Below are 13,980 nucleotides of genomic sequence, written 5' to 3' on the forward strand. Positions count from 1 at the left end.
TCCTGGAAGACAAAAATGAAACGGACAAAATCTATACATCACGCCTCGTTCCGCAAAAGCTGGAGCGCACGTCATCTTACTCCGGTTGCGCTGGCGGTTACCGCTGTCTTTATGCTGGCCGGCTGTGAAAAAAGCGACGAAACGGTTTCGCTGTATCAAAACGCCGACGACTGCTCGGCGGCGAACCCGGGCAAAAACGCTGAATGTACGACCGCATTCAACAATGCCCTGAAAGAAGCGGAACGTACCGCGCCGAAATACGCGACGCGTGAAGACTGCGTGGCTGAATTCGGCGAAGGCCAGTGCCAGCAGGCGCCGGCTCAGGCTGGCATGGCGCCGGAAAATCAGGCGCAGGCGCAATCCAGCGGCAGCTTCTGGATGCCGCTGATGGCGGGCTACATGATGGGCCGAATGATGGGCGGCGGCGCGGGCTTTGCTCAGCAACCACTGTTCAGTTCAAAAAACCCGGCCAGCCCGGCCTACGGTAAATACACCGACGCCAGCGGCAAGAACTACGGCGCCGCACAGCCTGGCCGTACCATGACTGTACCGAAAACCGCGATGGCGCCGAAGCCCGCTACAACCACAACCGTTACCCGTGGTGGTTTTGGCGAGTCAGTGGCAAAACAAAGCACGATGCAGCGTAGCGCCACCGGCACCTCGAATCGTTCGATGGGCGGCTAAGACGCATGGAAAGAATCAGTATTACTGAGCGCCCGGACTGGCGCGAGAAAGCCACCGAATACGGTTTTAATTTTCACACGATGTACGGGGAACCGTACTGGTGTGAAGACGCGTACTACAAGCTGACGCTCGACCAGGTTGAGAAGCTGGAAGACGTCACCGCTGAACTGCACCAGATGTGCCTTAAGGTCGTGGAGAAAGTGATCGCCAGCGATGAGCTGATGACGAAGTTTCGCATTCCTAAGCATACCTGGGGCTTTGTACGTCAGTCCTGGCAAACGCAGCAGCCGTCACTCTATTCCCGCCTCGATCTGGCGTGGGATGGCACGGGTGAGCCTAAACTTTTAGAAAATAATGCCGATACGCCGACCTCACTGTATGAGGCCGCGTTTTTCCAGTGGATCTGGCTGGAAGACCAGCTCAATGCGGGCAACCTGCCGGAAGGCAGCGATCAGTTTAACAGTCTGCAAGAAAAGCTGATCGAACGCTTCGCCGAGCTGCGTGAGCAGTATGGCTTCCAACTGCTGCACCTCACCTGCTGTCGCGATACCGTGGAAGATCGCGGGACGATCCAGTATCTACAGGACTGCGCCGCCGAAGCTGAAATCGCCACCGAGTTCCTCTACATTGAAGATATCGGCCTGGGTGAAAAAGGTCAGTTTTCGGACTTGCAGGATCAGGTGATTGCCAATCTGTTTAAGCTCTATCCGTGGGAATTTATGCTGCGTGAAATGTTCTCCACCAAGCTGGAAGATGCTGGCGTTCGCTGGCTGGAACCGGCCTGGAAGAGCATTATCTCCAATAAAGCGCTGCTCCCAATGTTATGGGAAATGTTCCCGGATCACCCTAACCTGCTGCCGGCTTATTTTGCGGAAGATGACTATCCGCAAATGGAAAAATTCGTCGTCAAACCGATCTTCTCGCGTGAAGGCGCTAACGTCTCCATCATTGAGAACGGGAAAACGATCGAAGCGGTGGAAGGCCCTTACGGCGAAGAAGGCATGATTGTGCAGCAGTTCTGTCCGCTGCCGAAGTTTGGCGACAGCTATATGCTGATTGGCAGCTGGTTGATCAACGATCAACCAGCCGGGATCGGTATTCGCGAAGACAGAGCGTTGATCACCCAGGATCTGTCCCGCTTCTACCCGCATATCTTTGTCGAATAGTTTCTTGTGCCGGGTGGCGGCTCCGCCTTACCCGGCCTACAATTCGTGCCGTAGGCCCGACAAGCGTAGCGCCATCGGGCATTAATCATCCCACCTGTACCGACAGCATACTCAGGCTGCCCATCTCGATGCCGTCAACCGGGATCGTCACCGGCTCTTTGCCATCCCATGCGCCTAACACATACAGCAGCGGCAGATAGTGATCCGGCGTTGGGTTCGACAGCGATCCTCCTTCATGATCGAGGTAATTAACCAGCGGATGCTGTTCTACCGGCCCCTGCCATGTCAGATTCGCTTTCACATACTCATTGAATGACGTTGCCCACGGGTAGGGCGTATTCTCGCCATGCCAGCGCGCCGTGCGCAGGTTATGCACCACATTGCCACTGGCGACCAGCATAATGCCTTCGTCCCGCAACGCCGCCAGTTTGCGCCCTGTTTCAAAATGCCAGGCCGCTGGTTTGGTACTGTCGATGCTCAACTGCACCATCGGGATATCCGCATTCGGGTACATCTTGATCAACACGCCCCAGGAGCCGTGATCAAAGCCCCACGCCTCTTTATCCAGCGCGACCGGCGTCGGCGACAGCAACTCAACCAGATGTTGCGCCAGTTCCGGCGAACCGGGCGCAGGATAGTGCGTGTCATACAATGCCTGAGGAAAGCCGCCAAAATCATGGATCGTCTTTGGCGCTTCCATCGCCGTCACGCCCGTCCCTCGCGTGAACCAGTGCGCCGAGACAACGACAATCGCTTTTGGACGCGGCAATGTATCCCCCAGATGCCGCCAGGCGCGGGTATACACATTATCTTCCAGAACGTTCATCGGGCTACCGTGACCTAAAAACAATGCTGGCATACGTGTTGAAGACATGATGATATCCTTACTGAGGGAGTCATTTTGATATCATCACAATACGCTTTTTCGATGGATGAAGAACTCAGATAACCATGATGAAGATCATCAGTTATTTTGAAGGTCAGGTTCGGACAGTTGAATCATAAGGAGTTGTCGATGTCAGTACCTTTAATTCTGACCTTACTGGCGGGCGCCGCCACCTTTATTGGCGCGTTTCTTGGCGTGCTGGGGCAAAAACCGTCCAACCGCGTGCTGGCGTTTTCACTGGGATTCGCCGCAGGCATTATGCTGTTGATCTCGCTGATGGAGATGCTGCCAGCCGCGCTGGCGGCGGACGGCATGTCTCCGGTGCTGGGTTACGGCATGTTTATTATCGGCTTGTTGGGTTATTTCGGTCTCGACAGGCTGCTTCCCCACGCCCACCCACAAGATTTAGTGCAAAAAACCGCGCGCCCTCTCCCCGGCTCGATAAAACGCACCGCCATCCTGCTGACGCTGGGCATCAGTCTGCACAACTTCCCGGAAGGTATCGCCACCTTCGTCACCGCCAGCAGCAACCTCGAATTGGGTTTTGGCATTGCCCTGGCGGTCGCCTTGCACAATATTCCTGAAGGATTAGCGGTCGCCGGGCCAGTCTACGCCGCAACCGGTTCAAAACGGACAGCGATTTTCTGGGCCGGTATCTCCGGGATGGCGGAAATTCTTGGCGGTGTAATGGCGTGGCTTATTCTGGGCAGCCTGATCTCACCGGTCGTTATGGCGTCCATCATGGCCGCCGTCGCGGGAATTATGGTGGCATTATCCGTTGATGAGCTGATGCCGCTGGCAAAAGAGATCGACCCTAATAATAATCCCAGCTACGGCGTACTGTGTGGAATGTCGGTGATGGGGTTGAGTCTTGTCGTGCTTCAGGCGATGGGAATCGGATAACAGAGGCAGCAGGAAGCGCTTATTCCTGCTCTTTGGTCATAACGCGTTCTTCATCATCGCGACGAAGTAATTTATTGCGGATTTCCAGCAGCGCATCTCTGTCCTGCCGAAACGCCTTACAATAGCGTTTCATATGGCAAAAATACCCTACGATCACCAGAAAAATTAAGACGAGCCAATACCAGGCGATAAACATCCTCTTACCCTTAAAATCTAATATTACCAAACAATTAGCGTTATAACCTTTTCTACCTATATTGAGGTAGCCCTATATACTGGCACAGTATGAAATCGAGAATATGATTTTGATCATAGAGAAAAAGGTTGGGCTTTTATTAACAGATGGGATGTTTAAAAAAGCAAAATATAAGGGATAAACGGCGGGATTAATGACCTCTGTAAACACAAAAAACCGAAGCCTGCGAACCGGCTTCGGTTTTTATTATCATCTCATCGCCTGATGGCGCTTCGCTTATCAGGCCTACAGAATTAGCTGGCTTTACGCTCGTGCGCCTGGCGGTAAGCCACCAGATCTTCGATCGTCACTACTGCCATGTTGTGTTTACCGGCAAACGCGATGCATTCCGGCGCGCGCGCCATTGTGCCATCGTCATTCGTCAGCTCGCACAGTACGCCAGCAGGTTTGAACCCGGCCAGCGTCACCAGATCGATGGTGGCTTCAGTATGGCCGCCGCGGGTCAGAACGCCACCCGGCTGCGCGCGCAGCGGGAAAACGTGGCCTGGACGGTGCAGATCGGCAGGTTTCGCGCCATCGGCAATGGCTGCGCGAACGGTCGTTACGCGGTCTGCGGCAGAAACGCCGGTAGTCACGCCTTTTGCGGCTTCAATGGTCACGGTAAAACCGGTGCCGTAGGCGCTGGTATTGTTCTCCACCATCATCGGCAGATCGAGCTGCTTGCGACGATCTTCAGTGATGCACAGACAAACAATGCCGCTGCCGTGGCGAATGGTCAGCGCCATCTGCTCAACGGTCATGGTCTCGGCCGGGAAAATCATATCGCCTTCGTTTTCGCGATCTTCATCGTCAAGCACCATCACACCGCGTCCTTCACGCAGCGCGGATAGCGCATGTTCCACACGTTCAAAAGGCGTACCAAAAGAGGAAAGTAGCGTCTGATTCATGGTAAAAAAACCTCATTAAAATTATGGTTACCAGAATCAGGGCAGTCTTAGGAGTACCGACAAGCGGCAAAAAAATAACGTGAGCGGGCCCATGCCCGACTGGATCGTTACTCTCTCCCATCCGGACTTTAACCGTCGGCCCCGGAATTACACCGGATCTGCTGACCTTCAGATTTGCACCTGAAGCGCTCGCGGGCTTTCAACCTGTCCTTCATCTTTCACGCCGCTGCTGCATTGTCGCAACGCGAAATCTTTTGGACATACGCTGATTTACCGCCGGTGGGGAATTTCGCCCCGCCCTGAGAATAAGCGAGTTAACTATAACGCTATTGATTACCTTCATCAACGCCTTTACTCCGCTAAGCGACACACAATTCTGGTTTATGACGCCTGCATATCGCACTACAATGTGTTCTGACACTTACCAGTTCAGGGAAACCACAATGATTGACCCGAAAAAAATTGAGCAACTCGCTCGTCAGGTTCACGAGTCGATGCCGAAAGGGGTTCGGGAGTTCGGGGAAGATATCGAGAAGAAAATCCGTCAGACGCTGCAATCGCAGCTGACGCGTCTCGATCTGGTGAGCCGTGAAGAGTTTGACGTGCAGACTCAGGTCTTACTGCGCACCCGCGAAAAGCTGGCGCTGCTGGAGCAACGCCTCAGCGAGCTGGAAGCGCGTGAGAAACCTGTAGATGTTAAACCTGCGCCCGCCATCCCACCTGTCGATCCGCAAGAGTAAAAACCACAACGGGCCGTAAGGCCCGTTGATATTTTCAGTGTTCGAGTTCTAGCTTCTTAGCCTGTGTCGCCTGTTGGCAGTAAAGCGCATAGCGTTTGCAAAACCAGCTGCGGTGCGCCTCATCCATATTTCCGGTAACGGCCTGGATATCAACAGGATGGCCCTCAGCCTGCATCCTGGCGAAACTGCGCGCCAGAAAATCAAAATTGTTTAACGAATATACGTTCTTGTCGTTCATCAGCATACCCTCCAGTTATCAAATATCTGTTAAGGCCATATGCTTTTTCTAATTTCAGTATTCTCTTATATGTGTTGAACGGTTGTGCAAAAAGTGCGCATATCAGTTGCCTGACATCACACTTTGGGAACAAGCCAGATGCCCGATGGCGCTGTGCGTATCGGGCCGTCTGTTCAGCGGTTATTTATCGCTGTCTTTCTGGATTTTCTTGATGATATTGGTGGTCGAACAACCGTCTTCGAAGTTAAGCACCAGCACTTCGCCGCCGTTGGCCCAGACTTCTTCGCTACCGGCAATCTCTTCTGGCTTATAGTCACCGCCTTTCACCAGCAGATCCGGCAGCACGCCAGCAATCAGCCGCTGCGGGGTGTCCTCGTCGAAAGAAACCACCCAGTCAACGGACTCCAGCGCACCCAGCACGATCATTCGCTGTTCCAGCGGATTCACAGGGCGAGTTTCGCCTTTCAGACGTTTGGTGGAGGCATCGCTGTTCACCGCGACGATCAGGCGATCGCCCAGCTTGCGGGCGTTCGCCAGGTAAGACACATGTCCGGCATGCAGAATGTCGAAAACGCCGTTGGTCATGACCACTTTCTCGCCGCGTTTACGCGCGCTGGCCACGGCCTGTTTCAGTTCGGCTTCCGTCATCACGCCGAAGCCGGTATCCGCACGACCGCGCACCGCATTTTCCAGTTCGATTGGCGAAACGGTTGATGTTCCCAGTTTACCGACGACAACGCCTGCTGCCGCGTTCGCGAAATAGCAGGCCTCTTCCAGGGAGTTCCCCGCCGCTAATGTGGCCGCCAGTACGCCGATCACCGTATCCCCGGCACCGGTAACGTCATACACTTCCTGCGCCTGGGTCGGCATATGCAGCGGCGCTTTACCCGGTTGCAGCAGCGTCATTCCCTGCTCGGAACGGGTCACCAGCAGCGCAGAAAATTCGAAATCGGCAATCAGCTTCATGCCGCGTTCGACAATCTCTTCTTCACTTTTACATTTACCCGCCACCGCTTCGAACTCAGACAGGTTCGGCGTCAACAGCGTGGCGCCGCGATAACGTTCGAAATCGGTGCCTTTCGGGTCGATCAGCACCGGGACGCCCGCTTTACGCGCAAGCTGAATCATCTGCTGAACGCTGGCCAACGCGCCTTTGGCGTAATCAGACAACACCAGCGCGCCAATTGAGCCCAGCGCCTGGTTAATACGCTCGTGCAATGGCAGCGGATCGACGCCTTCAAAGCCTTCTTCAAAATCCAGGCGAATCAGCTGCTGGTTACGGGAAAGTACACGCAGTTTGGTAATCGTCGGATGCGTAGGCACAGAAACGAAGTCGCATTTTACGTTCACATCCGCCAGCGTTTTGCTCAGCGCGCGCGCCGCATCGTCAATACCGGTCAGACCCACCAGACGCGAATTTGCGCCCAGAGAAGCGATGTTCATCGCCACGTTCGCCGCGCCGCCCGGACGTTCTTCAATGGTGTCCACTTTGACAACGGGCACCGGCGCTTCGGGGGAAATACGGCTGGTCGGCCCGTACCAGTAGCGATCCAGCATCACATCACCAACAACCATGACTCCTGCACGTTCAAACTCTGGCAGCGTTACTTTCATTCCTGTCTCCTGAGAGATTCTCTGAGGGTCTTAAAATTTGCGCGCGATAATAGCACACTTCACCCGGCAACCAGCCACTTCTGCCAGCTTGCCCGTACCAGCGCGCGTTCCTTGCTGAAGCACTCTTGCGCCACATGCCCCGGAAGCTCCTGTAGCGCAAGGTGATGAAGCTCATCGCGCAGCGTGGTATAGGCCAGCGTCAGCGCATGCGCTTCCTGTTCGTCCATAATGTCGTTTTGCGCCAGCAGTTCCAGAATGCGCACGTTATCGGACCAGCGCGTCAGCTTCGGCTTTTCATGCGCATAGCGCAGCACCAGATATTGGGTAATAAATTCAATATCGGTGATCCCGCCTTCGTCGGCTTTGATATCAAAACGATCGCGATGCTTGTTGCCCAGATGCGCGCGCATTTTCTCACGCATTTCGCGCACCTCGGTCTGCAACGTTTTGCCTTCGCGAGCGAGGGTCATGATATCGCGACGCACGGCGTCAAACTGCGAGGTCAGTTGCGGGTCGCCATAAACCACACGGGCGCGCACCAGCGCCTGATGCTCCCATGTCCAGGCTTCGTTTTTCTGATAATCGGCAAAGGCTTCCGCCGACGTGACCAGCATTCCCGCCGCGCCGGACGGGCGCAGCCGCGCGTCCACTTCATACAAGATACCGGAAGAGGTGCGGGTGCTGAACAGGTGCATAATGCGCTGCGCCAGGCGTAAGTAGAACTGGCGGCCGTCGATTTCACGCTCGCCGTCGGTCATCACATCCATTGGGCAATCGTGCAGGAAGATCAGATCAAGATCGGAGCTGTAGCCCAGCTCCCAGCCGCCCAGCTTGCCATAACCCACCACCGCAAACCCGCGTCCGGTGCGCTCAGCAAGGTGCGTCGGCTGCCCATAGCGCGCCACCATTTGCCCCCACGCCTGCTGGACAACGGCGTCAATAATGGCCTCCGCCAGCCAGGTCAGGTGATCGCTGACCTTCATCACTGGCAGCGTACCGGCGATATCCGCCGCCGCAATGCGCAACAGTTGCGTTTGTTTAAACTGGCGCAGCGCTTCCAGCTGCTGCTCTTCGTCATCTTCCGGCACACGCAGCAAATACTGGCGTAACTCATCGCGATAAGCGTCGGTCGCCGTTGGCTGATACAGCGTATTCGGGTCCAGTAGTTCATCGAGCAACAGTGGATAACGCGCCAGCTGGCTCGCCACCATCGGCGAAGCGGCGCACAGCGAAATCAGGTGCTTCAGCGCGCCGGGAAATTCGCTCAGTAATTCAAGGTAGGTGGTACGCGTAACGATCCCCACCAGCAGCGGCGTAATACGCGACAGCGGCACAGAGGCATCTTCGCGCGAGCACACGTCGCTAAGCAGATGCGGCATCAGATGGTCGAGCACCTGCCGCCCGCGCGGGCCAATGGTGCGCTTATCCAGCTCTTTACGAAAGTCGGCGATTAACGCCAGCACGCGTCCGCGATCGTCGTCGGACAGATGCGCCAGCACTGGCGTGGTATCATCTTCCTGTAGCGCATCCTGCCACAGTTCGCGCCAGTGTTCCGACAGCGTATCTTCCTGAGTATCGGTTTCGTCATCGCCAATCAGTTCGTTAAATACCCGACGCACGTTAGCCATGTGCGCCGCCAGAATGTCGGTGAGCTGCGACCAGTCATCCGTGCGCATTCCCCAGGCCAGGCGCGCCCGGTTCAGTTCATCGCCCGGCAGCGTCTGGGTCTGCTCATCATTGATGCTTTGCAGCAGGTTTTCCAGACGGCGCAGGAAGAGATAGGCCGCGCGTAACTGTCCGGCGTCATTTTCTGGCAACAGGTGCAGCGCATCAATCGCGCTCAGCGTCGGCAGCAACGAGCGCGATTGCAGCGAGGGTTCCCGTCCGCCGCGAATCAACTGGAACACCTGCACGATAAACTCAATTTCACGAATACCGCCGGCGCCAAGCTTAATATTGTCTTTCAGACCGCGACGGCGCACTTCACGGGCAATCATCCCTTTCATATTACGCAGGGACTGGATCACGCTGAAATCGATATAGCGGCGGAACACGAAAGGTCGCAACATGGTGCGCAGTTCATCGACATACGCACTGTCGGCAGCGCCCATAATGCGCGCTTTGACCATCGCATAACGCTCCCAGTCGCGCCCTTGTTCCTGGTAATAATCTTCCAGCGCGGCAAAACTCAGCACCAGCGGGCCACTGTCGCCAAACGGGCGCAAGCGCATATCCACCCGGTACACAAAGCCGTCCATCGTCGGCTGGTCCAGCACTTTGATCAAACGCTGCCCCATGCGGGTAAAGAACTGCGCGTTATCCAGCTCGCGCCGACCGCCCCGGGTGGAACCGTGCTCCGGCCAGGCGAAGATCAGATCGATATCCGAGGAGAAATTCAGCTCGCCGCCGCCCAGTTTTCCCATCCCCAGAATCAGCAACGGTTGAGGTACGCCATCATGGTTGCAGGGCGTCCCCCATTCGCGACAGCAGGCGTCATACAACCAGTCGCGCGCGGCGACGATCAACGTTTCCGCCAGATGGCTTAGCTGTTGCAGAATGTTTTCTTCTTCCACCAGCGACAGCGCCTGCGCCCAGGCGATACGTACCATGATGCGGCGACGGAATACGCGAAGCTCACGCATCAGCGCCGCTTCATCAGTCACCTGCGCCAATGCGTCCTGTAACCACGCGGCATAATGCCGCCACTCATCGGCCTGCGGCGGCGCGCTTTCCAGCTCAGTCAGCCACTCGGGATGCGCAATCACGCTGTCCTGCACAAAGTCACTAAATGTAAGTACTGACTTCGCCTGAACGCTAAGCGTGGCTTCAGCCAGGATTTCTGGTAACCGCTCAACCACGGTCTGCCAGTGCTGCTGTAACGGTGAAGAAAGCGGCTTCATTTAAGGTGTGTCCTCAGATGGCTAACTAATCCCGATGAGTGTTGCCGGATGGCGGCGTAACGCCTTATCCGGCCTACAAAACCTGTGCGCCGTAGGCCTGATAAGATGCGCAGCATCGCCATCAGGCGTTACTGGTTATCGTTTTCCGCTATGCAGCCAGAACGGTTCCTGAAAGATCGCCTCATTGCGGAAGTGTTCAATTTCAATGCGCTGCCCTGTCACAATCGCGTGGCGCAGACCCTGCCAGTTCTCCAGCCAGGCCTGTACCGCATTCGCGTCGTAATAACCTGCCAGCAGCAAAATGCTGTCGATATCGCGGGTCAGGCGCGGAAGCTGATCGCGATACCGATCGCCCAACGGCTGCCCGAAAGTCGCTTTCAGCTCCGCCGCATGGCGCGACAGGTGAATATCGGCAAAGCGTTTGAAAGAATCGGCCATTTTCGCCTGCGCTTTGGCATCGAGGAACGGTTGCCAGGCTTTGGTGACCAGCCATTCGGTCAGCGCCAGTTTAGCCATCGCCGTTTGCGTGCTATAGATAGCCGTGATGGCTGAAACCTCAGAGACAAGGGTCGCTTCCGACTGCGTCAGCAAATCGCGTAAGTGAGCGCTTGCTTTACGCGGTACAATGCCGCCAAACAGCATCAGCGCATGGCGAACCAGCCCCATCGCCGCCAGTACATCCGCTTTGGCGGCGTCATTTCCACGCACCCACAGCTCTTCATGGTACTGCCATTGCGACAATGCCAGCTCCAGCGCCGCTTCCAGCCCCTGCTCAATGCTGGCTTTGGCTGGCGCTTTCAGCACCGCAGTAGGTCTGATCCCACGCGGAGCATTCCCCTGCGCCAGATGATATCCCCGTGCGGCCTTGCTCAGGCTGCCCTGACGCAGACCCGCTTGCGATACCAGTTGGTTTGCCAGTTTCAGCACCGCACGGGTCTCGCCGCTTAACAGTTCCAGCTCCAGCTCGCAAATTGGCTCGGCACATTCTCCGGCCTTCACTTCGCCAAGATCGAGCGCGATTTCAATACGGCTGCCGTCAACGTCCACCAGCCATTTCTCACGGTAAAAATCGGTGCTGAACAGCGGCTGCACGCGTGAAGCGAGATCCGCGGGCAGCTCGCCGTTCGGCCAGACCTCCTGCGGGAGCAGTGCGAGATCCAACGTCGGCTCGCTCAGCGCAACATTGTATTCCGGCCGTTGATGCAGGCCCCCCGTAACCCGACCGGCGATTTTCATGGTCATTTCATAACGACCATTCTCGCCACGGATGCGCAGACCCATATCATGTCCACGCAACCACTTGTCCGGCGTTTCGTAGTAAATATTCTGTAACTGGCTGGGCGCATGGTGCTCGCCGCCGAGTGTTTGCAGATGGTCACGCAACGCGTCTACAGCGTCGTGATTAACGATAAACTTTAATTCGATTTCCTGAGCCATTGCCTTGTACTTATGGGTTATGTCACATATGGGAAGAATGACGGCGAACTTAACGCGTTCTTTTTTGTCAGTAGATAGTATTTTGCGCCAAATTGCCATGCAACGAGCAATTTGACGGGCGTAAAAGTTTAAAACAGTGGCAAAGATGACACAGATGATTCCGATTGATGTCGAATGCTTTGCGTAGAGACACTGATGCCACTACTATCGTTCCACTTTTTATGACAAAAACGACAGCCTGATGCCAAAATTACGCCTGATTGGATTAACTTTACTTGCACTTAGCGCCACTGCCGTCTCCCACGCAGAAGAGAAGCGCTATGTCTCTGACGAACTGAATACCTGGGTCCGCAGCGGTCCGGGAGATAATTATCGCCTCGTGGGTACGGTGAATGCCGGCGAGGAAGTGACATTATTACAGACTGACGCCAACACAAATTACGCTCAGGTGAAAGACAGTACAGGTCGTACTGCCTGGATCCCGATGAAAGAGCTGAACAGCTCGCCCAGCCTGCGTATCCGCGTACCGGATCTGGAAAATCAGGTTAAGACGCTGACCGACAAGCTGAACAATATTGATACCACCTGGAATCAGCGCACGGCCGACATGCAGCAAAAAGTGTCGCAAAGCGACAGCGTGATTAACGGGTTGAAAGAAGAAAACCAGAAGCTGAAAAACGAGCTGATCGTGGCGCAGAAGAAAGTCAGCGCCGCCAATCTGCAACTTGATGACAAGCAGCGCACCATCATTATGCAGTGGTTCATGTATGGCGGCGGCGTGCTGGGGCTCGGCCTGCTGCTCGGCCTGGTTCTCCCGCACATGATCCCAAGCCGTAAACGCAAAGACCGCTGGATGAACTAAATCGCCTTCTCTGCCGCACTGACATATGATTAAGGGATGATTTTTTTCAGGAAGGGAAAGTGGCGTGAAGATTTATCTGGTCGGTGGTGCTGTTCGGGATGCGTTGTTAGGGCTACCGGTCAAAGATAAAGATTGGGTGGTGGTTGGCGCCACACCGCAGGAGATGCTTGACGCGGGCTACCAGCAGGTAGGCCGCGATTTTCCCGTGTTTCTTCATCCGCAAACGCGTGAAGAGTATGCGCTGGCGCGCACCGAGCGTAAATCCGGTTCAGGCTATACCGGCTTTACCTGCTATGCCGCGCCGGACGTGACGCTGGAAGAAGACCTGCAACGTCGCGACCTCACCATTAATGCCCTCGCGCAGGATGACGACGGCCATATCGTCGATCCCTACCAGGGGCGTCGCGATCTGGACAATCGCCTGCTGCGCCATGTTTCCCCCGCCTTTAGCGAAGATCCGCTGCGCGTGTTGCGCGTGGCGCGTTTTGCCGCCCGCTACGCGCACCTCAGTTTCCGCATCGCTGATGAAACCCTGGCCTTGATGCGCGACATGACCGCCGCAGGCGAACTGGAACACCTCACGCCGGAGCGCGTATGGAAGGAGACCGAGAACGCCTTAACCACGCGCAATCCGCAGGTTTTCTTTCAGGTGCTGCGCGACTGCGGCGCGCTACGCGTTCTGTTCCCGGAAGTGGACGCGCTGTTTGGCGTTCCGGCTCCGGCAAAGTGGCACCCGGAAATCGATACCGGCATCCACACATTGATGACGTTATCAATGGCCGCCATGCTCAGCCCGAACGTTGATGTGCGTTTCGCCACGCTCTGTCACGACCTTGGCAAAGGGTTGACGCCCAAAGCGCTCTGGCCGCGCCATCATGGTCACGGCCCGGCAGGCGTAAAGCTGGTCGAGCAGTTATGCCAGCGTCTGCGTGTGCCGAATGAGATTCGGGATTTAGCCAAACTGGTGGCGGAATTCCACGATCTCATCCATACCTTCCCGATTTTGCAGCCGAAAACGATCGTGAAGCTGTTCGATTCGATTGACGCCTGGCGTAAGCCGCAGCGCGTAGAGCAAATCGCCCTGACCAGCGAGGCCGACGTGCGCGGTCGTACCGGTTTTGAGGCGTCTGACTATCCGCAAGGCCGCTGGCTGCGCGAAGCGTGGCAGGTCGCGCAGGCGGTGCCGACAAAAGAGGTGGTGGAGGCAGGCTTTAAAGGCGCGGAGATCCGCGAAGAACTCACCAGACGGCGAATTGCAGCGGTGGCTAACTGGAAGGAACGGCGTTGCCCGAAACCCGAGGCGTAAGCTCACCGTTTTGTTGCCGGATGGCGCTCCGCTTATCCGGCCTACAAAATCGAACCGTAGGCCGGATAAGGCGTAAACGCCGCCATCCGGCATCAAGCGTT

The 13,980-nt window shown here is 55.9% G+C and carries 13 protein-coding genes and 1 riboswitch; of the genes, 6 read left to right on the forward strand and 7 right to left on the reverse strand.

All coding sequences use genetic code 11. From position 1 onward, the window contains the following. Positions 1-15: 15 nt before the first annotated feature. Together OGV79_RS06555 and OGV79_RS06560 are read left to right on the forward strand one after the other, a co-directional pair. Positions 16-684: a DUF1190 family protein gene (locus OGV79_RS06555; protein WP_012135168.1), complete on the forward strand. Its 669-nt coding sequence runs from the start codon at positions 16-18 to the stop codon at positions 682-684. Positions 685-689: 5 nt separating this feature from the next. Continuing rightward, a complete protein-coding gene (locus tag OGV79_RS06560; RefSeq protein WP_012135169.1) occupies positions 690-1,850 on the forward strand; it encodes a glutathionylspermidine synthase family protein in 1,161 nt (386 codons plus the stop codon). An 85-nt stretch (positions 1,851-1,935) separates the two neighbouring features. On the opposite strand, the gene ygiD is transcribed toward OGV79_RS06560, so the two are convergent. Beyond that, positions 1,936-2,724, reverse strand: coding sequence for a 4,5-DOPA-extradiol-dioxygenase (ygiD, locus tag OGV79_RS06565; protein ID WP_047461156.1), 789 nt, complete (start codon positions 2,722-2,724; stop codon positions 1,936-1,938). Between the two features lie 141 nt (positions 2,725-2,865). Between ygiD and zupT the strand changes: the two genes are divergently transcribed. Continuing rightward, complete coding sequence (gene zupT, locus OGV79_RS06570; RefSeq protein WP_024130960.1) at positions 2,866-3,639, forward strand: zinc transporter ZupT; 774 nt, start codon at positions 2,866-2,868, stop codon at positions 3,637-3,639. A gap of 19 nt (positions 3,640-3,658) precedes the next feature. On the opposite strand, the gene OGV79_RS06575 is transcribed toward zupT, so the two are convergent. Both OGV79_RS06575 and ribB read right to left on the reverse strand, forming a co-directional pair. Continuing rightward, a complete protein-coding gene (locus OGV79_RS06575) occupies positions 3,659-3,835 on the reverse strand; it encodes a hypothetical protein (protein WP_012135172.1) in 177 nt (58 codons plus the stop codon). Positions 3,836-4,128: 293 nt separating this feature from the next. Next, complete coding sequence (gene ribB, locus OGV79_RS06580; RefSeq protein ID WP_012135173.1) at positions 4,129-4,782, reverse strand: 3,4-dihydroxy-2-butanone-4-phosphate synthase; 654 nt, start codon at positions 4,780-4,782, stop codon at positions 4,129-4,131. A gap of 105 nt (positions 4,783-4,887) precedes the next feature. Further along, positions 4,888-5,093: riboswitch (FMN riboswitch) on the reverse strand. A gap of 132 nt (positions 5,094-5,225) precedes the next feature. Here ribB and ubiK point away from each other — a divergent pair. Further along, positions 5,226-5,522 (forward strand): ubiquinone biosynthesis accessory factor UbiK, encoded by a 297-nt coding sequence (gene ubiK, locus OGV79_RS06585; RefSeq protein ID WP_024130961.1) that lies wholly within the window; start codon positions 5,226-5,228, stop codon positions 5,520-5,522. 34 nt (positions 5,523-5,556) lie between these two features. Here ubiK and glgS read toward each other — a convergent pair whose 3' ends face one another. The 4 genes from glgS to OGV79_RS06605 all read right to left on the reverse strand — a co-directional run bounded on the left by glgS (position 5,557) and on the right by OGV79_RS06605 (position 11,711). Continuing rightward, positions 5,557-5,766 carry a cell surface composition regulator GlgS gene (gene glgS, locus OGV79_RS06590; RefSeq protein ID WP_012135175.1) on the reverse strand — a complete coding sequence of 70 codons (210 nt, stop codon included), beginning with the start codon at positions 5,764-5,766 and terminating at the stop codon, positions 5,557-5,559. 174 nt (positions 5,767-5,940) lie between these two features. Beyond that, positions 5,941-7,374: a bifunctional D-glycero-beta-D-manno-heptose-7-phosphate kinase/D-glycero-beta-D-manno-heptose 1-phosphate adenylyltransferase HldE gene (gene hldE, locus OGV79_RS06595; RefSeq protein WP_012135177.1), complete on the reverse strand. Its 1,434-nt coding sequence runs from the start codon at positions 7,372-7,374 to the stop codon at positions 5,941-5,943. Between the two features lie 59 nt (positions 7,375-7,433). After that, entirely contained in the window at positions 7,434-10,274 is a 2,841-nt protein-coding gene (gene glnE, locus OGV79_RS06600) for a bifunctional [glutamate--ammonia ligase]-adenylyl-L-tyrosine phosphorylase/[glutamate--ammonia-ligase] adenylyltransferase (protein ID WP_286468180.1), read from the reverse strand. A gap of 135 nt (positions 10,275-10,409) precedes the next feature. Next, the gene (locus OGV79_RS06605) at positions 10,410-11,711 is read right to left on the reverse strand and encodes a CYTH domain-containing protein (protein WP_104868174.1); all 1,302 of its coding nucleotides are present in this window, start codon (positions 11,709-11,711) and stop codon (positions 10,410-10,412) included. Positions 11,712-11,952: 241 nt separating this feature from the next. Between OGV79_RS06605 and OGV79_RS06610 the strand changes: the two genes are divergently transcribed. Continuing rightward, on the forward strand, positions 11,953-12,573 hold the full coding sequence (locus OGV79_RS06610) for a TIGR04211 family SH3 domain-containing protein (RefSeq protein WP_012135182.1): 621 nt from the start codon (positions 11,953-11,955) through the stop codon (positions 12,571-12,573). Between the two features lie 64 nt (positions 12,574-12,637). Continuing rightward, entirely contained in the window at positions 12,638-13,879 is a 1,242-nt protein-coding gene (locus tag OGV79_RS06615; protein ID WP_058668122.1) for a multifunctional CCA addition/repair protein, read from the forward strand. Positions 13,880-13,980: the final 101 nt, after the last annotated feature.

Source organism: Citrobacter sp. CK185 (assembly GCF_030333565.1).
Classification (GTDB): Bacteria; Pseudomonadota; Gammaproteobacteria; order Enterobacterales; family Enterobacteriaceae; genus Citrobacter_B; species Citrobacter_B koseri.